Raw genomic sequence first — 22,845 nt, forward strand, 5'->3', positions numbered from 1 at the left:
ATGAGTGCTTAAGTCAATTTATGCGAATGACTGCGCTAAGTCCAACATACCTTGCATTTTCCACGTTTGAATTTGTGCAATAGTTGTTTGTGCATTTACCTTTATTTGCCCACTGGATGCATTAACACCGCACCAGGCATCCCTGCCGCTTTGTTTTGCCTTGTACAGGCAAAGGTCTGCAAGGTTGACTATATTTTCCCACTCGCCAGATTCGGACTGTTCAGCAGGCTGATTAGGACAGGGAGGATAACATGCGTAGCCAACCGAACATGTCAGTGATAGCTTTGTGCCATTGTTGAGTTCAAATGCTTTGAACTTGAGCTCATCCAATAGCCGTTGGGCAATATCCTGTGCATGTTTGCGATGAATGAAGCGAGCAGACGCTAAAAACTCTTCTCCGCCCCAGCGGATCAGATAATCAGATTGTCGAAACACATTTCGCATGCGCGAGACCACTTCTTTTAATACGGCATCGCCCGCCTGATGACCATAAGTGTCGTTAACAGCTTTGAAATGGTCGATATCTAGCATAAAAAATACGATATCTGCTTCGGTATCAGCCGCCTTTTTTCCACTGGCTATATCGCGATGTAGCCTTAAGCTTTGATTAATATCCGCAGCAATTTGTTCATGAAAAAAGTGTCTGTTTTTCACTCCGGTCAGGCTGTCTGTATAGCTTAGTTGTTTCATCGTCTCGTAGGCGTTTTTTAGTTCCTGGTTTTTTAGCGCAAGTGATGAAGTGCGTTCAGCCACTTCTTTGGCTAAACGTTGATTAAGCCTAGCCTGCGAATATCGACTCCACAATAAAAAGAATAAAACCGCGCTACTTCCTATTGCGACAAAAATAAGCGTGCGATTAAGCTGCGCTTGCTCGTGAGCTAATGCTTGCATCACTTGTTCCTGCTCGAGCATTTTGACTTGCTGAGCCTGACGCATTGCTTCCGTTTCTGCCTGCAGACTGGAAATGTTTTGTAAACGAGCCTGATTAAACATATCTAGTTCAATCTGAAGCTGTTCACTCAATGCATAAAATGCCTTTTCGTAATTTTGCTGTTCGCGATATGCCTGCGCCGCCAGTTGCTGAAAGTTAGCAATATCCTGCAGTTCTTTGTTTTGTCTGGCTTGCTCCAGGCCAAGGGATGCGTATCTTGATGCTGCCTCCCAGTTTTGCTCTTCAAGCGCAAGTTTGCTGCGGCTTCGATATGCATCCACTAATAAGCTTAACCACTGGTTTTCCTGGCTCAGTGCGATGACCTTGTCTAAGTCCTGAGTAGCTTGGTCAACGCGCTCAAGTCGCGCGAGTATGTCAGCTCGGTTTGTTAAGGCCCAATGATAGTCGCGTGGCGCCTGAATTTGATCAAATAAATCTAGTGCAATATCAACATGCATAAGCGCCTTGTCAAATTGAGCCAGTTTTAAATAGGTGCCCGCAATTTTGTTGTGATCATAGGCAATATATTTAGGATCCTCTAAAGCCTCATCAATTTTGAGGGCATCATAAAAATATGTCAGCGCGGTTTCGTGATCCCCCATTGCGCTTCGAATATCGCCTAAATTATATAAAGCGCTTGCAACGCCATCGTCAGAACCTAACTCTTGGTTTAGGCGCAAGGCCTTTAAGTGTGCTTCGGACGCTTGCTCCAACAAGCCTTGTTTTTCTCGAATAACGCCTATGCTGTTGTAGGCGCCGGCAATAGCACGTTTATCGCCAAGCGCCTGGTATATTTCTTTTGCCTGAAGTACAAGAGGCAGCGCCCTATCATAGTTAGATTGATAGCGATAGGTCAGGCCTAACTGGCGCAAAGCATCGGCATGTAGTTTGCGCGTTTGCGGCGAGTTGCTCTGCTTTGCAAGTAGCTCTATTGCTATGTTTAACTCGTGAGAAGCCAGTTCGTAATTGTTGCGCTCCATCGCATTGCGGCCCATCTCATAACGTAAGGCGCCTATACTGCTCACCTCCTCATTGTTTAAATCGGTGCGTGTTGAATCACTTTCTAATTTACCAAGCAGGGCAATGGCAAGTGCATCGGCCTGCTTCATATCACCACGGAATCTGGCGTCGCGAATAGCACTTAATGTAGTTTGGACATCATCGGATGCGACGAACGCTTGGTTTGACTCGGATGGGTTTATCGCTTCGCCAGGATCAGCAAGCGCTAAAGAATAAACTGCCAGTAATGATGCAAGAAGAGACAATATTGGAGTGTGCTTTAAAAAAAATAGCATTAAGGACCAGCCCTTCAACGACCCGCTCTTTACCAATAAAAGCTTTACTGACCAGACCCTCAAGAACAAAACCTTCAGCAACAAAGCAAGCAGCGCCTTAAAACCCTAATGAATCACAATATTGCATAGTATTGCGACATGATACAAGCAGTATAAGCGGTCGTTTGTTCTAAAACTTTTATCAATTGTTGTTCAATATCATGTCAAATTTGGCTAATTGAGGCATAATACCCAGGATTTTTGCTTAAAAGATAATTGCTTAACCACTATGACAGATACTTTAACTATTCAAACGCCCGACGACTGGCACCTTCATTTTCGTGATGGTGAAATGCTAAAAGAAACGGTTCCGGCCACGGCCAGATGCTTCAGACGCGCCATTGCCATGCCTAATCTCGTTCCACCCGTAAGCACAACCGATATGGCGCTTGCTTATAAGGAGCGTATTTTAGCTGCGGTGCCACAGGGCGTTGATTTTGAGCCTCTTGTTACGCTTTATTTAACCAATGAAACCACGCCAGAAGAGGTCAAAAAAGCAAAGCAGGCTGGCATTGTGGCAAGCAAGCTTTATCCGGCAGGCGCAACCACAAATTCTGATGCAGCGGTTAGAGGAATCAAAGCCCTCTATCCGGTTTTTGAAGCCATGCAGCAGTGCGGCATGTTGCTGCTAATTCATGGTGAAGTGACCGACGGTGAAATTGATATTTTTGACCGGGAAGCAATGTTTATCGAACGCTATCTAAAAGACATTGTGCAACACTTTCCTGGCCTTAAAGTGGTGTTTGAACATATCACCACCAAAGATGCAGTTGATTTTGTTCTGTCTTCGTCCGATAAGGTGGCAGCAACCATTACTCCACAACACTTGTTGCTTAACCGCAACGATTTACTGGTTGGAGGAATACGTCCTCACAACTATTGTTTGCCTGTACTTAAGCGTAATATTCATCAGCAGGCTTTGCGAGCAGTTGTGAAAAGCGGCTCAAACAAATTCTTTTTAGGTACAGACTCTGCGCCGCACGAAAAACACAAAAAAGAATCGGCTTGCGGTTGCGCGGGATGTTATAGCGCATGGAGTGCCATTGAACTTTACGCCAAAGTATTTGATGATTTAGGCGTAATTGAAAAGCTTGAAGGTTTTGCAAGCCATTACGGGCCTGATTTTTATGGCCTTCCCAGAAATACCGGCACCATTACACTTTCAAAAGAGACGTGGTCAGTACCTGAACTTGTAAAGTTAACAACGGGTGATGATATTGTTCCGTTTTTTGCAGGAGAAAGTCTGAATTGGAAGTTAACAGAGGTAAGCGCTAGCTAACATGGAAAGCTTCAAGGATTATAACTTCAGTGATGAAATTAACAGCGCTTTAGATGCGCTAAAATATCATGAACCCACTAAGACTCAGCAAGCATGTTTACATGCATTGCTGGAAGGGAAAGACGTCGCTGTTGAAGCACAAACCGGTAGCGGAAAGACCCTTGCATTTGGATTGACTATTTTGCAGAAATTGTTAGATAGTCAAGCTCACTCACAAAATGAGCAAGCGGCCGATAGCTCACATCCTCATGCTTTAGTGCTCTGCCCTACAAGAGAGTTGGCCGAGCAGGTTACCTACCAGCTACAGCTACTGGCTCGTCGAATTGCCAACACGAAAATTCTTGCTGTTTTTGGTGGCGTGGCCATTGCACCCCAATTAAGCTCCTTAAAACATCCACCTGCTGTCATTGTAGGGACACCTGGAAGGCTTATGGATATCGCCATGCAGGGCCGATTGAGTTTTAAAGGACTAAAAACCTTGGTGTTAGATGAAGCAGACCGTATGTTAGACATGGGCTTTGAGGATCAGGTTGACTGGTTATTAAAAGCCATAAATGACCAAGCACAGGGCGTTCAAACACTATTATTTTCAGCGACCTTTGGTGGGAATATTCAGTCGCTTAGTGCGCAGTATCAAAAAGATGCGCAGACCATACAAGTTGACGATGGGCGCACCCATCAACACATAGAGCAAACAGCGTATAAAGTATTGGCGAACAGACGAGCTTACGCGGTTGCTGCACTTTTAAGTGAGCACCAACCTGAATCCGCTATTGTGTTTTGCCAGCGCAAACAGGAAGTGGTTGAGCTGCATCAGCAGCTGCAAGAAGATGGCTTTGGCGTTGTGCAACTTCAAGGAGATATGGAGCAATTCGAACGAAGCAATGCCGTCCTTTTGTTTAGTGCAGATTGTGCAAATGTGTTGGTCGCCACAGACGTTGCCGCAAGAGGGCTTGATATCCCGAGCGTTGATCTTGTGATCAACTATAGTATTTCAGACGATTTGGACACCCATACTCACCGAGTAGGTCGTACTGGTCGAGCTGGACTCAAAGGTAAAGCCATTACCCTTATTGATGATACTGACGAAACAAAACTGATCGGATTTAATGCACAGTTACCATCCGATATTCCCGTTAAAAGTGGTCTTGCGCTGAGGTTTCATAAAAATCGTATTCGTGAACCTCAATACGTGGGTGTGCAGATTGATGCAGGTAAAAAACAGAAAATTTCCAAAGGCGACATTTTGGGTGCGCTTGCTAAAAATGCACATGTGCCTGCCAAAGATATTGGCAAAATTCACGTTAGTTCGCATCGAAGTTTTGCAGCGATTAAAATTCGCAGCGTTAAGCGCACGCTCTTGATGTTTAGGGAAAGTAAAGTAAAAGGTAAACGCTTACGGGCGAAAAAGCTTGTTTGATGCTAATGTTATAAAAATGCACGAAGATAGGCATTGTGTCACTTATTGACAGACAAGCATATTTCAGTGTTTTTCATAACGGAGACTTTAAATGAATGCGACAATTTTAGCGTTGTCTGGCTACATACTATGGATCATGGTATTACTCTTGGCCTTGGCAGCTTATCGCGCTGCTTATAATCAGGCAAATAAACGTAAATCCTTGAAATTTAATGCAGATGGCTCTGATGTTGGTGATGCAGGCCAGCGTCTGACGCGTGCTCATCTAAACGCTATTGAGTGTTTTCCCTTCATTGGAGGCGTGTTACTACTGGCAATTGCAAGCGATTCCAGTGTGATTACGAACGGGCTTGCCTTTATTGTGCTTGGCGCCCGAATCGTGCAGTCACTTGTGCATGTGGCCTCAGTCAGTAATGTCGCCATAATATTGCGATTTGTCTTTTTCCTTGTTCAATTTGGTATTTGTGCGTACTGGCTCGTTCGCATTATTGAAAAGTTCATGTAAGACGAGCAAGAGCTGAGATAATGACGCCTTATATTGAAGTATCACCGTGTGACTATGCTGACGCGCTAGGCCGTGAACAATTCATGAATTATCAAATTCGTCCTTTATATCAACCCATCAATCGCATTGCAGGGCCAGCATTCACTGTGTTTTGTGAGCCGTGCGATCATTTGATGCTGCATGCTGCTATCTACAAAGCATCACCCGGGGATATCATTGTCGCTCAGGCCGACGATGCTTATGCGCTTGCCGGTGGAAACGTCTGCGCAATCGCCAAATCTCGGGGAATAGCGGGATTTGTTATCGACGGTACAATTCGCGATATCGCGCAAGTAAGAGAAATGCACTTTCCGGTTTTTGCCCGTGGCGTCATACCAAAACCCGGCAAAAAGGCAAAGATCTCTCCCTTAAATGAGCCAATTGTTTGCGGCGGCGTAAAGGTGTTTCCGGGAGACATCATTGTTGCCGATGAAGAGGGCATCGCTGTATTGCCGAAATTAAAGGCAGAAGAATCTTATAAAATTGGCAAAGCACGCGCCGAAAAAGACGCTAGTTTGAGCTTGGAAGCCTGGCAAAGCCAACATGAAGCAACGGTAAATCAAAAGCTCACTGACTTAGGATTTGGTGAGAAATCCAGTAAAGCGGATTAGTCAAAGCTCAAAGGTGTATTTTTACGCATACCTATAAACATGCTGTGATAATTAAAATCTGTTTTATGCCGATATACTTCATACATCAAGTATAACAATGGTGATTGAAGATGATTGGCTTAAAAACGATCTTATGCGGCGTGCTAATGTTGCCGTTTAGTGCTTACTGTCAATTTGCAGTTAATACTTTTCAGTCGCAAGTTGAAGAACTTCCTTTGTTTAGCCCGCTGATTGTTGAGCAAGTAAATACCACCGCTCAATTAGCCCTGTTTGTTACGAATAATCAAAACGTGGATGAATCAGCTTTTTTAAGCGAAGTTCAACAAGCCGCATATAGTATTAAAGAATCGCCTTCACCTATCGTTCACGGCTATAAATGGTCACATTTACGCGAGTCCACGCAGCTTGAAACTGCATTTACGCAAGAACTTAACCTGGCTTATAAACTAAAAAATAAAGACGCTGAACATACTTACTATAATTTGGGCCTTGCGCTCGTCCGCCCATCTGAAACCAGCATTGCGTGGAACACCCCAATGGCTTCGGATGCATTTAACGACAGACTCAGCACATTTTTAAGCTTCTCCGTGCATTCCAGATTTTAAATTCGTTTTATAAGACAACATATGCTGGTCACTTATTCTTATGACCGTCAGCTTGCAGGCGAGCGCTTAATATATTGCGCAACTTTATTCGTTATGCGCCAACCATCTGCACCTTGAATCAAATTAAGATAATCCACATAGCCATGCTCTGCTTTTTCACCCCAGGTAAAGTCGATTTTGGCATTGGCGGCTTTTCCTGTTATTTGTAGATTACTGATTTTAACCTCGGCATCCCAATTATCGCCTTTATCTACATCCGCTGCAAAATTGTCGCGGGTATAATCCATAAATCTGTCATTCTGATTATAATACTGAATTCGGGCATGCTCGCTAAAGGCTGACATCACATGATCACCAGAACCTGTGGTTACGCCAGTAATATAGGCATTAATAGCATCTTCAGGCGTAGTGAAACTTTCTGGCTTGTTTTCCGACATGGCGTAAAATGCCGCAAGGCTTAAGCTTATCGAGAATAAAAGTGTTATCAGGGGCTGGCGCATATTTTTCTCCATCAATGAATCTGTCGAGGCAATCTCCTCGTACATGCTCGCTTTAACATGATAGTCTACACTCAATATTTTCGCTTTGATTATTATGTTTTAATAATGGCGCTTTAATAACGGCGCTCTAATAATTGCGCTTTGAAAAAGTGTAATCGTTTGTTTATCAAGTTCTACAGGTTTAACACAAAGGCTCCGTAAAATTTTAATATCATATTCAATAAAGGATTGTACTTAATACATGTTTTCTTTTTTCGAGCGCTTAACCAAACCCTTTCCCGTTGAGCCACCCACCCAGCCACCTAAAACCTTGTTTGCATTCTGTAAATATTATTCTGAAGGCATGTGGGGAGTATTAATCAGCGTATCTATACTTAGTGCATTAATTGCGATTCTAGAAGTGTCCTTGTTCGGTTTTATGGGGCAATTTGTGGATTGGTTTGCCTCTAGAGACCGCAGCACCTTTTTACAGGAAGAAAAAGTTACACTCATCTGGATGTCGCTTCTCGTATTGGTATTTTTGCCCGGCCTCGTGATCCTCGAATCGATGATCACTCACCAATCAATTTTAGGTAATTATCCAATGCGGATAAGATGGTTGGCGCACCGATATTTGTTAGGACAAAGCTTATCGTTTTATCAGGATGAGTTTGCCGGGCGAGTGGCTACTAAAGTAATGCAAACGGCACTTTCCGTGCGCGAAACCGTGATGAAGATAATGAATCTGGCGGTCTACATCAGCGTCTACTTTATTTCAGCAGTGGTTCTGGTATTTGCAACCGACTGGCGTCTCGCCATGCCCTTACTGGTATGGCTAGTGCTTTATGTACTTATCCTGCGCGCTATTTTACCGAAGCTTCAAGCGGTTTCTCAAAAGCAAGCTGATGCACGTTCAATAATGACAGGGCGCATTGTTGATAGCTATACCAACATCATGACGGTAAAGCTTTTTAGCCACCACAAGCGAGAAGAAAATTACGCAAAAGAAGGGATGGATGGTTTTTTGCAAACCGTCTACCCGCAAATGCGCTTGGTCACGGTGCTTCAGGCTCTTGTTTGGAGCATTAATTCACTTTTAGTGTTCTCTATTGCGGCTTTATCGGTGTATTTGTGGATAAATGCGATTGTATCGCCTGGGGACATTGCAATTGCAGTTAGCTTGGCTTTGCGCCTGAACGGTATGTCACAGTGGATCATGTGGGAAGTATCGGGCTTGTTTGAAAATATCGGTACGGTGCAAGATGGTATTGATACCCTGGCGGTTCCGGCAACGATAATAGACAAGGATGATGCCAGAAAACTGGAAGTCAATGGCGGTAAAATTGACTTTGAAGACGTTGAGTTTGCCTACAAGGGTAAAGGTAGCAAGCTGATTGGAGTGTTTGACAAGCTTAATATTAATATAAAAGCCGGTGAAAAAGTTGGTCTTGTTGGGCGCTCTGGGGCTGGAAAGTCGACCTTGGTCAATTTGCTCCTTCGTTTTTACGATATTCAATCAGGCAAGATTAAAATTGATGGTAAAGCCATTACCGATGTCACTCAGGAATCATTGCGCTCACAAATTAGCATGGTGACTCAAGATACTTCTTTAATGCACCGTTCTGTGCGTGACAACATTCTCTATGGACGGTTTGATGCAAGCGAAGAGCAAATGATTCGCGCCGCAAAACAGGCAGAAGCCCACGAATTTATTATGAGCTTAAGTGATGCGAAAGGTCGTACCGGTTATGATGCCCATGTAGGGGAGCGAGGCGTTAAGCTGTCGGGTGGCCAGCGACAGCGCATTGCCATTGCTCGGGTAATGCTTAAAGATGCGCCAATTTTGATTTTAGACGAGGCAACCTCTGCGTTGGATTCTGAAGTTGAAGCAGCTATTCAGGAATGCCTTATCAAGATAATGGAAAACAAAACCGTGCTTGCCATAGCGCACCGCTTATCGACAATTGCGCAAATGGATAGACTCTTGGTGCTGGACGAGGGCAAGATTGTAGAATCCGGTTCGCATACGGAATTATTGGAAAAAGGCGGAATATACGCCAAGTTATGGGCGCATCAAACAGGTGGCTTTATTGGTGTGGAGTAATCAGAAAATATTTGACAACTTCTTTTTTTTTTTTGTTACGTTAGTTCTGAATGCATAACATACAGAAAGGGAATTTATGAAATTAATTTGGTTTTTAATACTTTGTGTAGTACCCGTCTCTCAAGCTCTTGCAACTAATACGGTTCGTGCTTTTGCTTGCGACACTTGCAACTATTCAGAGGCAAGACAAATCGCTTTGCAAGAAGCTCCTCAAGCAGAAAGTTGTTCAGAAGGCATGCCAGGTCCCGGATTTGGATTTTCTGATCCGGCGCCCTCCGTTTGTGATCCGGTAGAAGAGTCTGTAATCGTTGCATCTACAGAAAACCATCAAGCTTACAAATTTAATTTAATCGTCACTGAAGGGGTCAATGGTGTCGATCAAGTAAGCGTTTATAACGGATCGTTGGATTCTCAGGAACATCAGGCTTTATTTAAATTTTTCACGTTGATAGATGAAATTGAAACAGCTGTGGGACAAGCTTCAGCTGCAAGTTTTGATAACGTTTCACCACCGACTCAATTTTTTAGTAGTGAAAATAATAGTTCCAGCAATACTCAATCAGACAATTGGTGCGAAGCGAATCATCCCACAGGCTTTTTTTCTTCAGCAAGCAATGCTCGAGATGTAAAAAGCGGAATAACAAATCAAATAAAAAATGCGATGGGTTCCAGAAGTTGGCGAGATTTCACCCATGAAAGTTATTTTACCGGAGGTTCTATCGAAGTAGGTAAGGGTTCGGGAGGCATTGGAATCTCCTTAGACCATTATAAAAAAGCACTGCGGGTTACAAAATCTTTCGGAACAGGCAATAATCTTACTTTTGACTTATCGGTCAGCGGTGAATTAGATGAAGGTAACGACAAGTTGGTCTTCGGATTTAAGCTCAATCCTTTAATATCAAAAATAGATGGATTACAAGTGTCGCAACTATTCCGAGAAGGGGAAGTAAGCAATTTGGCAGGCACATCAATGTCTAATTGCTGGAATGAATTTGTTCAAGATGAAGGAACACAAGTAGACCCACATCCAAGTGATGCAAGTGGCGGTTCTGGTTCTTTCGCAGACCCTTTTTATGGTCCAGGCTCTTCAAGCAGAAGCGGTTACTGCATTGTTACCTATAGGATATGTGTGGATACTTCTATTACAGATTTGGATAGCGGAGGGTCAGGTACCGCACCACCTGCCTGCCCTCAAGCGGTGTATACAACAACTGTTGCATTTTGCGGCTAGCTAAGTACATAAATTGATAAAAGAGCGCTTAGCCGCTCTTTTTTTTCATTTTCAGGAAATATTTTCACTTTTAATTTTGGCTATTTTAATTTCTGTTAAATAATTTCCTTTATTTTATACACAGTCTCGAATCGATTCTTTTAAAGGAACACTAATTCTTAAAGATTTCCACCTTGATTTTGCAGGTAACCTTAAATCTAAACTACCTATTATTGGTCAATGATTGACCAAACGTTACTTAGCATTTAGTTTAAGCTTTTAAAGTTGGACTTCAAAACATAAGCTCTATAGCCCCACAAACACTAATAAAGTAATAAACCATATGTAACTTTCTCTTGTCAGCCTCCCGTTTTCCACGCTATGTCAATTTTCCTGTGTTGAGCAACGCAATCTCTTAAATAGAGGTTTATTAGACTTTGATAAGGAACCCCATTTTCTTCAGACATGGCTTTAAAATAATCAATTACATCTTCACTAAGTCTCATTGTGACTGGTTTTTTTAATTTAGAGTAATAAGGGTTCTTTCGCGATTTCATTTTCGAAAAGTCATATTCATCTTTCATAAGTCACCTCTGTAATGTTTTTGCTCTTTCTTCGTTGCTCTCCGTGCTGAGATTAATCTAATTACTTCACCATCGTTCAGTTCACAATGACATAAAAGGAGAACTCTCAATTCATTGCTCGTTCCAAGCATTAAAACCGGTCTTCTTCCAATTGAGAGTGCTCGTGATCGTAGAATTGCAAGGCAAATTCATCATAGAAAACCGACTTGGCCTCATCAAAGCTTATGCCATGCTTGACTATGTTAGACTCAGCTTTAGCCGAATCCCATTCAAATTTAATCATATGTACATTGTATGTACATGTAGAGCTCTGTCAAGAGTAGCTAGAGTGTATTAGAAAGAATTCTCGATAAATTTGTAAAGCGTCTATGTTTGAACTCCGCTTTTAATCCACCTTTTTGTAAAGATGCTGCGTTTGATAGATTACCAAGCTAATTGTGCAGAGAACCCTAAATCTAAATTACCTATTATTGGTCAATGATTGACCATACCTTACTTAGCATTTAGTCTAAGCTTTTGTACTTGGACTTCAAAATTTAAGCTTTAAGCTAAATGGCCCCACAAACACGAATAAAGCAATAAAAACAACAAAAGGACAGACAATGAAACTTTTAAACATGCTGTTGGCGACGGCTTTATTAAGCACGAGCATAAACAGCTTAGCCACTCAGCTGCTTCGAGAGCCTGACATAAGCGGCGACAAACTTGTTTTTGCTTATGCAAATGATATTTGGACCGCATCAATAAACGGCGGTAAGGCAAAGCGCTTAACCAGCTTTCAGGGCAGGGAATATTTACCCAAGTTTTCACCTGATGGTGAGCTAATTGCCTTCACCGGACAATATGCCGGTAATAACGATGTGTTTATCGTAAATGCAGGTGGGGGTGAAGTAAGGCGCTTGACCTATCATCCTGGTAACGATGAACTTGTTGGATTTACGCCCGATGGTGAATCGGTATTATTTCGCTCTACCCGAAGTAACGCACCGCGCGGATGGGACAGGCTTTATACCGTTTCAATTGACGGTGGTAATCCAAAGCGCTTGCCCATGAACCGGGCCTACGATGGTGCGTTTTCACCAAATGCAGAAGCGTTGGTTTTCCGCCGCCCGGGTTATTGGGACAAAGGATGGCGAAATTATAGAGGCGGGCAAAATCAGGCGCTCAGAATTATTGACTTAGACAGTCTGGAAGAGCGCGACCTACCATTTAATAATGATTTTGATATCGATCCGGCCTGGGAAGGCGATTTAATTTATTTCTTATCTAACCGCTCACAGGTAAGTAACGTATTTGCTTATAATGTAAAGAGCAATGCGGTTACACAAATTACCCAATCAAAAGACTTTGATGTAATGAGCTTTGCCGTTGACGCAGAAAATCTCGTTTATGAGTATTTGGGGGATTTATATCTAAAACGTGACACAAATGCGCCAGTTAAACTCAATATTACGATTGATGATAATTTTTACTGGCTACGCGAACAGTATGTAGATGCCTCAAAAACGATTGCCAGCTTTGATATTTCTCCCAGCGCCAAACGAGCTGTATTTGAGGCAAGAGGCGATATTTTCACCGTACCGGTTGAACATGGCTCACCTCGCAATTTAACCGATACATCTGGCGTTCGGGAAGTTTCCCCAGCATGGTCACCAAACGGTGACACCATTGCGTATTTCAGCGATGCCAGCGGTGAGTATCGATTGGTGTTTGCTGACCAATTTGGCGTAGTCAAACAGGAAATAGAATTAGCTGAAAGCGGATTTTACCAAGCTTTGAGCTGGTCTCCTGATGCATCTCGCGTGATCTTTACCGACCAGCTGCAGCGACTTTGGATTGTTAATGTTGATAATGCAAGCTCTCGTATTATTGATCAAAATACAACAACCCATGTTGAGCCAGAGTTGATGGCGTCGTGGTCACCTGATAGCAAATGGGTGGCATATACCACGCAAAATCAAACGATGTTTCGCGAACTGCATTTATATTCGGTCGAAAAGCGAGAGTCTTATCAAATCAGTGATGGACTTGCAGAAATTCAGTATCCCGTATGGGATGCAGATGGTAACAAGCTGTATTTTGTTGCCAGCACGAATTACGGACCAAAAGCCGCCTGGTTAGACATGTCAACCCTTGCTTTTGACCCTAGCTATCATCTTTACTATGCATTGCTTAGCGATAAAGCTGAGTCGCCGTTACCCTTACGGTCAGATGAAGAAGCCGCCAATGACGAAGCGAGTATTGAAATTGAAAGTAACGACGAGGCGAGTGACAAAAAAGACGAAAGCAAAGATGCAGTGACAGTAACTGTTACTCTCGCTGGCTTAAGTAACAGGATCTTACCGCTTATGGCCGAAGAGGGACATTTTAGCCATGTTAAAACCGGCAAAGCAGGCACGGTCTTTTATCTTTCTCGCTACAACGACGGCGCCGGAAAAACACAAAGCGACCTGTATCGCTTCACCCTAGAAGACAGAGCAAGTAAAAAAATCGCTTCCAGCGTGCAAAATTATCGTATTTCAGCAGATGGCGAGTCAATACTGGCGCAAACAGACAGCGGATGGCGAGTGTTTGCAGCAGCGGGAGAATCTTCAGCAGACGATAAAATGCTGAGTATGAATTTACAAAAGCGTGTTAACTTTGCGCAAGAGTGGCAGCAGATCTTCAGAGAAGCATGGCGCTATCAGCGAGACTATTTATACGTTGATAATTTTCATGGCGCAGATTGGGACAAAGTATACAAAGCCTATCAGCCATTAGTGGCGTCAGTAAGCCATCCAGCTGATCTTACTTACCTACTAGATGCGATGGGAGCAGAAGTGTCTATCGGCCATTCTTACACCAGTTTTGGCGAACTTCCTGATATCGACGATAATCAAATAGGTCTTTTGGGTGTGGATTTTGACATTGATACCGAAGGTCGCGACAAAGGTGTAAAATTCGCCAAGATTTATAGCGGCGAATCCTTTTTCCCGTCGGAAAATGCGTCGGCCCCGCTTGCTCACATTGCTCACCTTATTCCCGAAGGCTCGTATTTGCTGGAAGTTAATGGTAAGGCTGTAGATGCCAATAGCAATATCTACCAGTATTTTGAAGGAACCTTGGGTAAACACACACGAATAAAAATAGGGGCATCTGCAAACGATGATGATGCAAAAATCCACTTGGTAAAACCTATCGCAAGTGATGTTGCGCTTCGTCGAAATGATTGGGTTGAAGCAAATCGCAAGTATGTAGATGAAAAATCAGAGGGCAAGCTAGCTTACGTGTGGGTACCCGATACGGCAATGGGTGGCTACACGAGCTTCAACCGCTACTTTTTTGCCCAAAGCGATAAACAAGGGGTGATTATCGACGAGCGCTTTAATCATGGCGGCTTTATTGCTAACTATATTATCGATGTGCTGCGACGAGAGCTCAATGGATTCTTCAATAACCCATTTAATCAAGCACAGCCTATGACCAGCCCTGGTTCGGGTATTTGGGGCAATCAAGTCATGCTTATAAACGAAGTATCGGGCTCAGGTGGCGATATGCTCCCATATATGTTCAGGTTTTATGAACTTGGTCCTTTAATTGGCAAACGTACATGGGGCGGACTGGTTGGCATTTGGGGCGTTCCTCCATTAATTGATGGTGGCTACATTACTGCGCCTCGTTCAGGCTTTTACGATCTTAACGGTGAATGGAAGGTTGAAAATGAGGGGGTAGCACCTGACATTGTTGTAGAACAACTAACCAAGCTCACAGCAAAAGGCATCGACCCTCAGCTTGATCGCGCAATTGAAGAAGCGATGAAAGGTATAGACGACAACAAGGAGCTTATCAAACCACAACCGGCTCCTCCGATCAGAGTGCCAATGGTGAATTAAGTTAAGTTGCAACTAAATAACGAAAAGAGCGGCTGGCCGCTCTTTTTTTATGAGTAAATTAACTGCGTTCTTGTATCAAGCAAACGCGTGCGTTTATGACAATTTTCGCTTCAAACTTTTGTGAACTTTTTGCATGTTTTCATCTTTTGTATCTAAAACGACCATCCCAAAACGCGTTTTGGCAAGGTCTACTTGGTTATTTGCAAGCAGTAAGCCTGCTAAGCGCAGGTTTGCCCAATCGACAGACGGTAAATTACTCGTATCAATAATTTCGATTGCTTCTGTGTTTTTAATGCGGTCAATATACATGCGCATATGTTTAATACCGTCTTCTAAGCGTACTTTTCCCTGTAACGCCACTCTGCCTATTTGATAGTGCGCATTGAGCTGACGAAAAAGAGCATCTTCATATTTTTCTTCAACTTCTTTCGTGTCTTTGCTTGGCCGAATAAGTTTAATGGCGGTAAGCTTTTGATAAGCATCAATTGCCTGACTAAAATTCTCTTGCGCAACGTGGTGAGACGCCAATGCATTTAATACGGTGACGTTCATCGGAAACTCTTCAACAGCTGCCTGTAATAGCTCCAAAGAAAGCTCAGGCTCACCGAGCGTACGCTGATACCAAGCCATTGCAACGACACCTTCCACCTTATCGATTTGTTCAATCACCCGTATTTGAGCCATCGCAATATTGGTGTCACCGCCAGCGATGCCAGGTGCATTCAGATGAAAACTCATCAACGCCTGTCGGTATTCAATTTCGTTTGGCGCAAGCTCTACCGCTTTGTTAAGGCTTTTAAGGGCTTTTTCGGCATAGCCTAAAGCACTGAATACTGAATCAGAGGCCTGAGCGCCCATTATACTGGCGTGAATGAGGTAGGCATCAGGGTTATTTGGCATAGCTTTAAGCATGTTTTCTGCTGCTTCTTCTGCATCATCCAAATCATCCTCTGCCAGGCTAAAAATCAAATAGCGGTAATGCTCAAGGGTGAGTTTATCCTTGGGTAGTGCACGAATGTTTTTGATGACTTTTTGATATTCGTTCTGTTTAAAAAGGCTATCTAGTACTTCAAGATTAGCGTTTTCTTTCGCCAGCGCCTTGGATGAAAGGAAAATCAGGCCAAGCAATACTGCGGCATTTACCGCTACAAGCCGCAGAATGCTTGATTGTGATGAGCCGAAAAAACAAGTCCATAGGTTGAATTTAATAAAGTAAGGCATCAATGCATCCATTTTTTGATTACTGGATGGCAAGTATGACAGCTTTTACAGGTAAATCGATAGGCAATAAGTAATGAATTAAGCCCGCTTTTGCTTATATCCATCGCGCAACTGCACATCAATTGCGTTAAGCACCTCTGAGCGATTTATTGAGCCAAGCAAATAGCCGCTATCATCAACCACAGGATATACTTTAGGTTTGGTTTTAAGCATGGTTTGCGCAAGCTCCAATACTGAGTCGTATGTTTTTACGCTTAGTACTTCAGTTCGCATAATATCTTTTACTCTGGCAACCTGTTCGCGATAGAAGCTGGAGGTGATCATTTGGCTCAGGCAGTCTTGCTCTGACAAAAAGCCAACAACTTTGTTTCTGTCATCAACCACCGCACCACCAGTTTGTTTGGCAATCAGCAAACGTTCGACTGCTTCGGCAACCGGTAATTCCATATGAAGTTTTACTGGACGGCGATTCATATAATCACCCACTTTTAGCGATTCCATGGCAACTCCTTGCGCAGCATGTTTTTATATTTAGTGCACAGCCGAAAGGTCGATGTGCTCAATCTTCATACTAGCGCTAAAAATGAAAACTCACAAACACATAATCTGGCGAAAAAGTACAAAGGCGCTCAAGACCGCCGATTTACGCTCACATTTATGCTAAAGTATTAGTTTAACTAACTTTAAGGTAGCCGAGAATAGCATTTATGAAAAGCGCTTTGCCGACACAAATAGCCTGTCGTGTTTTTACTTTTTTTTGCCTCTCCACTTGCTTCTTTACAATAGCGGTTTTTCAAGCAAACGCTATTGTTCCTGTGGATGATCTAATTGAAACGAAAGAAGGATTTTCAGGTAATTTAGGAATTAGTTTAAACGGACAATCGGGAAATAAAGACGAACAGGAATACAGTATTGATAGCGTGCTTCGCTACTCCGAAAATTCAAACATCTTTGTATTGCTGGGCGATTACAATTATTCTAAAACCAACGATATACGCGATGAAGACGAACTATTTTTACATGCCAGATGGGTAAATCTAAATTTTTTCAAACCATCGCTAGATTCCGAAGTGTTTACGCAATATCAATATGACGATTTTGCTGATCTTTCAAATCGAACCTTGATTGGGGCTAACATTCGATGGCGTCAGGATTTATTGTTTGAGGCCGATAAATCTCAATTCATTTTGGGTGCGGGAGCTTTTTTAGAACGAGAAGAATCTGAACAAACCAATTTAAGCGAGACCTTGGTTCGCGCCAATCTATATGCTCGATATTTGCACCAAGAGGATGGCGAATATCCATTTAGTTTTTTCTTTTCAGCCTACGTGCAGCCTGCGGTTGAGGATGTGTCTGATTTACGCAGCCTGGTTGTTACTGGCATTGAATTTCCTATCCGCCCCTCTTTATCTATTGGTTTTGACATTGAGGTAAAACACAACTCAACACCGTTTAGTGATGTGGAAAAAACCGATATCGACTATGGTGTGACGCTTAAGTACTCGTTTTAACAACGGAGAAATTGCTGAAGCGGGCATAAGCGCATGCTTTTTAAAAGTTCACTCTCAAAGGAGCGAAAATAAGTGACGAATTAGGTTTGTTTATTTATTAATCATCAACAATCATATAGATTAGTACAATTAATAATCAGCCATATTAGAAGGTATTGCGTTGAAGCGATTTCTAAGTGAATTAAAGCGACGCGAGGTAATTAAACCATTGCTTGCCTATCTTGGTTTAGCATGGCTGCTGTTACAAGTAGTTGGGTTGGTTACTGGTTTTTTAAATTTACATCCATTGGTAGGGCCTGCGACTCTGCTTATATTCGTGTGTGGGTTTCCGATAGCTTGCTATTTAAGTTGGCATTTTGATTTTACGATGGATGGCATCAAACGCACACCGGGTATTGATGAAGAGTTTAATCCAAGGATAGAACCTTTCGGCCCTAAGAACTGGATAGGTCTATCAGCAATTTTTGTCATCAGTGCCTTTATTGGCATTCAGTATTTTGAGTCGATCAGTGACCAACAGCGCGCATCTTCCGAAGGTTTGAGCACAATTAAAACCTCCGATTCGCTTGCAGTATTACCCTTCAGTGACCAAAGCCCTGAAAAAGACCAAGGCTATCTGGCAGTTGGACTTGCTGAAGAAATTACCAGTCTGCTCGGAAGTGCAGACGGGTTTAAAGTTTCTGCATCTCGCTCTGGTCAAATTCTGACAGAAAGGGGACTTACACCTGTCGATATAGGAAAGCGATTGGAAGTAGATACGGTGCTTACCGGTAGTGTTAGGGCAAGCGGCAATCGCATTCGCGTGAGAGTAGAACTGCTGGACACAGAGAACGGTCGTACGCTTTGGTCTGAAAGTTTTTTACGAGAGCTCAAAGATGTGTTTGAGCTGGAGAGTGAAATTAGTCGAGCAGTGGTTAACTTGCTTCAAGACAGGTATTTGGAAGCAGGAGAGCTTAAGTCACTATCGTCCACCGAGAGCGTCGATGCATACGTTATGTATCTCAAGGGTCGCGAAGCTTACCGCAAGCAATCCACTGAAAGCATGAAACAGGCGAGAAAGTACTTTGAACAAGCCATTGCTCTTGATCCAGAATACGCTGCCGCTTATGTGGGCTTGGCAGATACTATTGCCCTGCTTTCTGAAGGTGCCGCAACGTTTGGCATACTCAAATCTGAAATAGCGAGTACTCTTGCGGAGCGAAATCTGGAAAAAGCCATTGTACGTGAACCAGAAATCGCACAGATTTATGCAGTAATGGGTTTAGTTAAATATCTCAGAAAAGAATACGAAGACTCGTTCGAAGCATTTGACAAGGCTCTTGAAATTAATCCGAGCTTGGCAATTGCATACATGTGGAAAAGTGCATCATTTATTGCGTTGCAAAGGTATGATGAGGCGATTGAGGAACAAATAAAAGCAAGAGAGCTTGATCCACTTTTTATAACGAACACTTACAATCTCGGCGTTCAACTGCTTTGGCAAGGCAAGGTTGATGAGGCAAAACAAGTCTTTATAAACTTAAAAGAAGACCATCCTGATTCAAGCTTTCCATTCCAGGGCTTGGCTGATGTATATTTTAGAGAGGGAAAGTTCGCTGCTTCAATAAAGGAATTACTTTTCGCTATAGAGCGCTCCCCAGAAAATACTGAATTAGAGTATCGATTGAATTCATCACTATTGAACCTGGGACTTGTTGATATTCTCAAAAGTCAAACCTCCGACCCAATTTATGATTCCACTATGCTTATTTTTGAAGAAAGGTTTGATGAGCTTTTTAATAAAATGGAGTTTGAACTAGAGGCCAACCCAGATGATTATTGGATTGCATTCGAATCAGGCTGGTATCACGCGATGTTTGGAAAAAAAGAAACGGCCATATATCAAATTAGTCATAATTACGAGCAATTGGAAGATTTTGATAAGTATACCATGCCCTTTTGTTCGCCGGCCATAGAGGTCGCCTGGACAGATAAAATCACTGAGAACTTGCAACGATTTGAGTCGACTCTGACGAAATGCAGCAAATTATTGCAGAATGAATTAAGTTGGAGTTTCACATTTTATACAACTGCACGACTACATGCGTTGAAAGGTGACTCGTCGCAAGCGCTAGTGTTTCTTCAAAAATCAGTAGATGCTGGTTGGCGAGAATGGTGGACCAAATATGACCCTCTGCTTGAAGGCATAAACAATGACGCTGAGTATAAAGCACTTATTCGCTTTATCGATGAAGACTTGGCTCGACAAGCTAAGGAAGTGAGGCAGTTATTTGAAGAATAAATTGTCTTTTATTTCTAAGTATAAAAACAAAAGAAGGCAAGCGCCTTCTTCTATTTAACTACTTTATTAAATTGCTTTTTTGTGTCTGAAATAAACTAAAGCTCCTAATAATACTAAAAGCGCACTGGATGCTGGAGCACTTGCCTCGACAGGCCTCGCTAGCACTCTAAGAATTTCAGGCGGATTGTCGCCTAATAAAAAAGAAGTAGAGTTGAAAAATAAACTACTTGAGGGCGCGATGTATTCAGAAAAATCATCCGCCATGACGTAGCCGTCAAGCTCTTGTTGCGGCTCAGGTTCATCAAAAGGCAAGCCAGCTTTTTCAGCGGCTTCTTTTCTCGCTACCCATGCATCATATTCAGGGTTAAAACCGCTTAAATACTGCAGGTCGATGGGGTCGATAAAACTTTCACTGCTCGTATTGATTTGCTCTCTGAAAAACATGCCTGCGTCGCTTGAAATCATCGCGCTCACGCTAATATCATAAATACCGGGTAGCAAGTCTAAATCTTCCCATAAGGCGTCAAGTACCACTTCGCCCACGCCGATCGCGCCATCTTCAGTAACTCTGTCTGGGTCAGTATTAATACTTCCTGTAAGCGTTTTTTCAATTCCGTTGCCGCTTATCGTCCATTCGATGGTGGTGTTAATCAGTGGATTGTCAAAAAACATACTGAAGGTGCCAAATGCAGTAAAATCATCACCTTGCGTTAGCTGCCATTCGCAGGGAGTGCCGGTTCTCAATGCAGATAAACGTCCTTCTGCAGCGCTTATATTATCTGCTGAGCCACCAGTATTAATTAAAAACTCAATTTCGTCTTCTATTTCACGAACATCATCCGGGGTATAACTCCCGTTACAGTCATTTGCTTTTGTAGAGCCAGGCTTGCCAGAGAATGAAGGCATAGCTGAGATTCCGCTACTGCCACCGCCAATAGTGCGCGTACTAATACCAAAACCAGCGTTTCTATCTAAAAAGGCTGCTTCGCTCATGGCAGTAAAGGTATCGAAGTCTCTTCCATTTACTGAACCTTCTATTTGCAAAACCCTGTCATTTTCAACAAAATAATATGGAACTTCCGTTTGAAGACTTATAGTACCACGTCCACCTCCCCGAATAAGCTTAGCCGTGGCCACCTCAACAAAAACAAACAGCGACAAAAAAAGCACTGCGGAAAAGTAAATTAAACGAGTCATGATGTAATCCTTTTGAGAACTTATTCATTCTAAAGAGAGTGTTTTATTGGCCACTGCGATAAGGACAATTACATCGACGAACACTGACTGAGGAATGATGCACAATTGCAACTTTCTAATTTTAATGATATTTGTGAGTACTTACTTTTATTATTACGCTTTTTCAATGCAAGATTTGCACCCTGTATAATCTTGTTCCGAATCATATATTTAGAATTGTGTATTCTTAAAGCTGTAAAAATAGTTGACGGTTTTGCAAGCACCTGCTGCCTTGTTTAAGGAATTTAGTAATCTAAGCTTGAAACACTTTGCCCAGCTTTTCAGTTTCGAGCATTACTCCTGCTAAACAGTCATCAACGCTTAGTTTTGCATCTTTTCCGCGGGTTAATGCCTTTAAGCATGCATGTTCGATAGCATTCACAATACTTCCACCGGAAAGTGCATGTTTTTGCACGCTATCAAGCAAGGCGTTTTCATCAGCCACCAAATAGTTGGGGGGCAAGTTTCTTTGCCAAATGCTTCGGCGTTGCGCTTCATCTGGTAGATGAAAAGCCACGATGGTATTAAATCGGCGCACAAAAGCCTCATCCATATTGCCTTTAAAATTTGTGGCTAAAATAGTAATGCCAGGATATTGCTCAATGCGCTGCAGTAGGTAGGACACCTCTTGGTTGGCAAATCGATCGTGTGCGTCTTTGACTGCGGTTCGCTTGCCAAATAGGGCGTCTGCCTCGTCAAAAAACAAGATCCATGCTTGATCATTTGCGATGTCGAACAATTTTTTCAGGTTCTTTTCGGTTTCACCTATGTACTTACTCACCACCATAGATAAATCCACTCGATAGACCGGTTTGTTGCAGTGTTTGCCGATTAAGCTGGCCGCAAGGGTTTTGCCTGTGCCGGATGGTCCATAAAAAAGGGTGCGATAGCCCGGCATCAGTTTGTGCTGCATTTTCCACTGGGTTCTTAAGGTATTGCCATGCAATATGGCAGATAACAAATCTTCAATACGCGCTTGGGTGCTTTCATTCACCACTAAATCTTCCCAGGCTTTTTGAGTTTCCAGTAAACGTGCAGGCATGTTATCAGGTAAATGAATATCGCTGTGCTGGTGGCCTTGTATAAGCGCCTGATAAAACTGGGGATGCAGTCTAAGCTGCTGCTGCACAACAGGCTGGGTTTCATTAATGCTTTGCAAAAGATTATTCTGAAAAAGCCAGTGAGTTGGAAGCAAGCTTTTCATGGCTCGCAGGCGGCTGGTTAAATCATTGCCCGCCACTAGATATATGGCGGTTTCAACGCTAGGTACAAAAAAGGCGCTGTGGTGATTGCTGGCCTCTGCAAAGCGTAAAAGAGGCTCTGGGTGTTTGGCGAGAGTGGCAAGCTCTTGTTCAAATAAATAGGGCTCACATTCAATAGCAATGGCGCAAAGCAGAAAAATATATTCATGAAACTGCGGCTGGTGGCTTCGAATGATATGCGCAAATACAGATTGGTCATCCACGTACGTCAGAGAAGGCAGTTTTTGCGCGTCGGCGCTGGTTTGGGTGGATAACTTACAGCGCGCCTGTATTACTTCTCGTAAGTAAGACATAGCCTGGCGAATATTTTCGCTATTATCATATTCAAACGGATAGACATTGCTTTTATGCATGCTGATTT

General features: G+C 42.8%; 18 protein-coding genes. 10 read left to right on the top strand and 8 right to left on the bottom strand.

Annotated elements, in window-relative coordinates; genetic code table 11:
- Positions 1–18: 18 nt before the first annotated feature.
- Positions 19–2,226 carry a tetratricopeptide repeat-containing diguanylate cyclase gene (locus D6V41_RS08780; protein WP_168710992.1) on the bottom strand — a complete coding sequence of 736 codons (2,208 nt, stop codon included), beginning with the start codon at positions 2,224–2,226 and terminating at the stop codon, positions 19–21.
- Between the two features lie 268 nt (positions 2,227–2,494).
- Here D6V41_RS08780 and pyrC point away from each other — a divergent pair, with 268 nt between their 5' ends.
- The 5 genes from pyrC (at position 2,495) to D6V41_RS08805 (ending at position 6,724) form a co-directional block, all read left to right on the top strand.
- Entirely contained in the window at positions 2,495–3,544 is a 1,050-nt protein-coding gene (pyrC, locus tag D6V41_RS08785; protein ID WP_136251086.1) for a dihydroorotase, read from the top strand.
- Between the two features lies 1 nt (position 3,545).
- On the top strand, positions 3,546–4,964 hold the full coding sequence (locus D6V41_RS08790) for a DEAD/DEAH box helicase (protein WP_136251087.1): 1,419 nt from the start codon (positions 3,546–3,548) through the stop codon (positions 4,962–4,964).
- Between the two features lie 91 nt (positions 4,965–5,055).
- A complete protein-coding gene (locus D6V41_RS08795) occupies positions 5,056–5,469 on the top strand; it encodes an MAPEG family protein (protein ID WP_136251088.1) in 414 nt (137 codons plus the stop codon).
- A 20-nt stretch (positions 5,470–5,489) separates the two neighbouring features.
- The gene (locus tag D6V41_RS08800; RefSeq protein ID WP_136251089.1) at positions 5,490–6,119 is read left to right on the top strand and encodes an RraA family protein; all 630 of its coding nucleotides are present in this window, start codon (positions 5,490–5,492) and stop codon (positions 6,117–6,119) included.
- A gap of 110 nt (positions 6,120–6,229) precedes the next feature.
- Positions 6,230–6,724, top strand: coding sequence for a hypothetical protein (locus D6V41_RS08805; RefSeq protein WP_136251090.1), 495 nt, complete (start codon positions 6,230–6,232; stop codon positions 6,722–6,724).
- 47 nt (positions 6,725–6,771) lie between these two features.
- Here the strand turns inward: D6V41_RS08805 and D6V41_RS08810 are convergent, their stop codons facing one another.
- Positions 6,772–7,224 (bottom strand): nuclear transport factor 2 family protein, encoded by a 453-nt coding sequence (locus D6V41_RS08810; protein ID WP_168710993.1) that lies wholly within the window; start codon positions 7,222–7,224, stop codon positions 6,772–6,774.
- Positions 7,225–7,465: 241 nt separating this feature from the next.
- Between D6V41_RS08810 and D6V41_RS08815 the strand changes: the two genes are divergently transcribed.
- On the top strand, positions 7,466–9,307 hold the full coding sequence (locus D6V41_RS08815) for an ABC transporter ATP-binding protein (RefSeq protein WP_136251092.1): 1,842 nt from the start codon (positions 7,466–7,468) through the stop codon (positions 9,305–9,307).
- 76 nt (positions 9,308–9,383) lie between these two features.
- Positions 9,384–10,538 carry a hypothetical protein gene (locus tag D6V41_RS08820; protein WP_136251093.1) on the top strand — a complete coding sequence of 385 codons (1,155 nt, stop codon included), beginning with the start codon at positions 9,384–9,386 and terminating at the stop codon, positions 10,536–10,538.
- A gap of 338 nt (positions 10,539–10,876) precedes the next feature.
- Here D6V41_RS08820 and D6V41_RS08825 read toward each other — a convergent pair whose 3' ends face one another.
- Complete coding sequence (locus D6V41_RS08825; RefSeq protein ID WP_136251094.1) at positions 10,877–11,101, bottom strand: BrnA antitoxin family protein; 225 nt, start codon at positions 11,099–11,101, stop codon at positions 10,877–10,879.
- 130 nt (positions 11,102–11,231) lie between these two features.
- Positions 11,232–11,384: a BrnT family toxin gene (locus D6V41_RS18330; protein ID WP_241664484.1), complete on the bottom strand. Its 153-nt coding sequence runs from the start codon at positions 11,382–11,384 to the stop codon at positions 11,232–11,234.
- Positions 11,385–11,703: 319 nt separating this feature from the next.
- On the opposite strand from D6V41_RS18330, the gene D6V41_RS08835 reads away from it, so the two are divergent.
- Positions 11,704–14,973: a S41 family peptidase gene (locus D6V41_RS08835; protein WP_136251095.1), complete on the top strand. Its 3,270-nt coding sequence runs from the start codon at positions 11,704–11,706 to the stop codon at positions 14,971–14,973.
- Positions 14,974–15,066: 93 nt separating this feature from the next.
- Here the strand turns inward: D6V41_RS08835 and D6V41_RS08840 are convergent, their stop codons facing one another.
- Both D6V41_RS08840 and D6V41_RS08845 read right to left on the bottom strand, forming a co-directional pair.
- Positions 15,067–16,194 (bottom strand): tetratricopeptide repeat protein, encoded by a 1,128-nt coding sequence (locus D6V41_RS08840; RefSeq protein ID WP_168710994.1) that lies wholly within the window; start codon positions 16,192–16,194, stop codon positions 15,067–15,069.
- 78 nt (positions 16,195–16,272) lie between these two features.
- Positions 16,273–16,695: a CBS domain-containing protein gene (locus tag D6V41_RS08845; protein WP_136251097.1), complete on the bottom strand. Its 423-nt coding sequence runs from the start codon at positions 16,693–16,695 to the stop codon at positions 16,273–16,275.
- A gap of 314 nt (positions 16,696–17,009) precedes the next feature.
- Between D6V41_RS08845 and D6V41_RS08850 the strand changes: the two genes are divergently transcribed.
- Positions 17,010–17,705 carry a DUF481 domain-containing protein gene (locus tag D6V41_RS08850; RefSeq protein ID WP_168710995.1) on the top strand — a complete coding sequence of 232 codons (696 nt, stop codon included), beginning with the start codon at positions 17,010–17,012 and terminating at the stop codon, positions 17,703–17,705.
- Between the two features lie 160 nt (positions 17,706–17,865).
- Positions 17,866–19,986, top strand: a complete 2,121-nt coding sequence (locus D6V41_RS08855; RefSeq protein WP_136251099.1) for a tetratricopeptide repeat protein — start codon at positions 17,866–17,868, stop codon at positions 19,984–19,986.
- Between the two features lie 66 nt (positions 19,987–20,052).
- On the opposite strand, the gene D6V41_RS08860 is transcribed toward D6V41_RS08855, so the two are convergent.
- Both D6V41_RS08860 and D6V41_RS18335 read right to left on the bottom strand, forming a co-directional pair.
- A complete protein-coding gene (locus D6V41_RS08860) occupies positions 20,053–21,183 on the bottom strand; it encodes a hypothetical protein (protein WP_136251100.1) in 1,131 nt (376 codons plus the stop codon).
- Positions 21,184–21,475: 292 nt separating this feature from the next.
- A complete protein-coding gene (locus D6V41_RS18335; RefSeq protein WP_136251101.1) occupies positions 21,476–22,837 on the bottom strand; it encodes an ATP-binding protein in 1,362 nt (453 codons plus the stop codon).
- Between the last annotated feature and the right edge of the window lie 8 nt (positions 22,838–22,845).

It is taken from the genome of Ningiella ruwaisensis (genome assembly GCF_004798935.1).
Lineage (GTDB): Bacteria > Pseudomonadota > Gammaproteobacteria > Enterobacterales > Alteromonadaceae > Glaciecola > Glaciecola ruwaisensis.

Excerpts from the sequence above, each read along its gene's own strand:
- D6V41_RS08780 (WP_168710992.1), bottom strand. The coding sequence starts at position 2,226 with ATGCTATTTTTTTTAAAGCACACTCCAATATTGTCTCTTCTTGCATCA.
- D6V41_RS08840 (WP_168710994.1), bottom strand. The coding sequence starts at position 16,194 with ATGCCTTACTTTATTAAATTCAACCTATGGACTTGTTTTTTCGGCTCA.
- D6V41_RS08820 (WP_136251093.1), top strand. The coding sequence starts at position 9,384 with ATGAAATTAATTTGGTTTTTAATACTTTGTGTAGTACCCGTCTCTCAA.
- pyrC (WP_136251086.1), top strand. The coding sequence starts at position 2,495 with ATGACAGATACTTTAACTATTCAAACGCCCGACGACTGGCACCTTCAT.
- D6V41_RS08815 (WP_136251092.1), top strand. The coding sequence starts at position 7,466 with ATGTTTTCTTTTTTCGAGCGCTTAACCAAACCCTTTCCCGTTGAGCCA.
- D6V41_RS08860 (WP_136251100.1), bottom strand. The coding sequence starts at position 21,183 with ATGACTCGTTTAATTTACTTTTCCGCAGTGCTTTTTTTGTCGCTGTTT.
- D6V41_RS08845 (WP_136251097.1), bottom strand. The coding sequence starts at position 16,695 with ATGGAATCGCTAAAAGTGGGTGATTATATGAATCGCCGTCCAGTAAAA.
- D6V41_RS18330 (WP_241664484.1), bottom strand. The coding sequence starts at position 11,384 with ATGATTAAATTTGAATGGGATTCGGCTAAAGCTGAGTCTAACATAGTC.
- D6V41_RS08805 (WP_136251090.1), top strand. The coding sequence starts at position 6,230 with ATGATTGGCTTAAAAACGATCTTATGCGGCGTGCTAATGTTGCCGTTT.
- D6V41_RS08810 (WP_168710993.1), bottom strand. The coding sequence starts at position 7,224 with ATGCGCCAGCCCCTGATAACACTTTTATTCTCGATAAGCTTAAGCCTT.
- D6V41_RS08835 (WP_136251095.1), top strand. The coding sequence starts at position 11,704 with ATGAAACTTTTAAACATGCTGTTGGCGACGGCTTTATTAAGCACGAGC.
- D6V41_RS08795 (WP_136251088.1), top strand. The coding sequence starts at position 5,056 with ATGAATGCGACAATTTTAGCGTTGTCTGGCTACATACTATGGATCATG.
- D6V41_RS08790 (WP_136251087.1), top strand. The coding sequence starts at position 3,546 with ATGGAAAGCTTCAAGGATTATAACTTCAGTGATGAAATTAACAGCGCT.
- D6V41_RS18335 (WP_136251101.1), bottom strand. The coding sequence starts at position 22,837 with ATGCATAAAAGCAATGTCTATCCGTTTGAATATGATAATAGCGAAAAT.
- D6V41_RS08800 (WP_136251089.1), top strand. The coding sequence starts at position 5,490 with ATGACGCCTTATATTGAAGTATCACCGTGTGACTATGCTGACGCGCTA.
- D6V41_RS08825 (WP_136251094.1), bottom strand. The coding sequence starts at position 11,101 with ATGAAAGATGAATATGACTTTTCGAAAATGAAATCGCGAAAGAACCCT.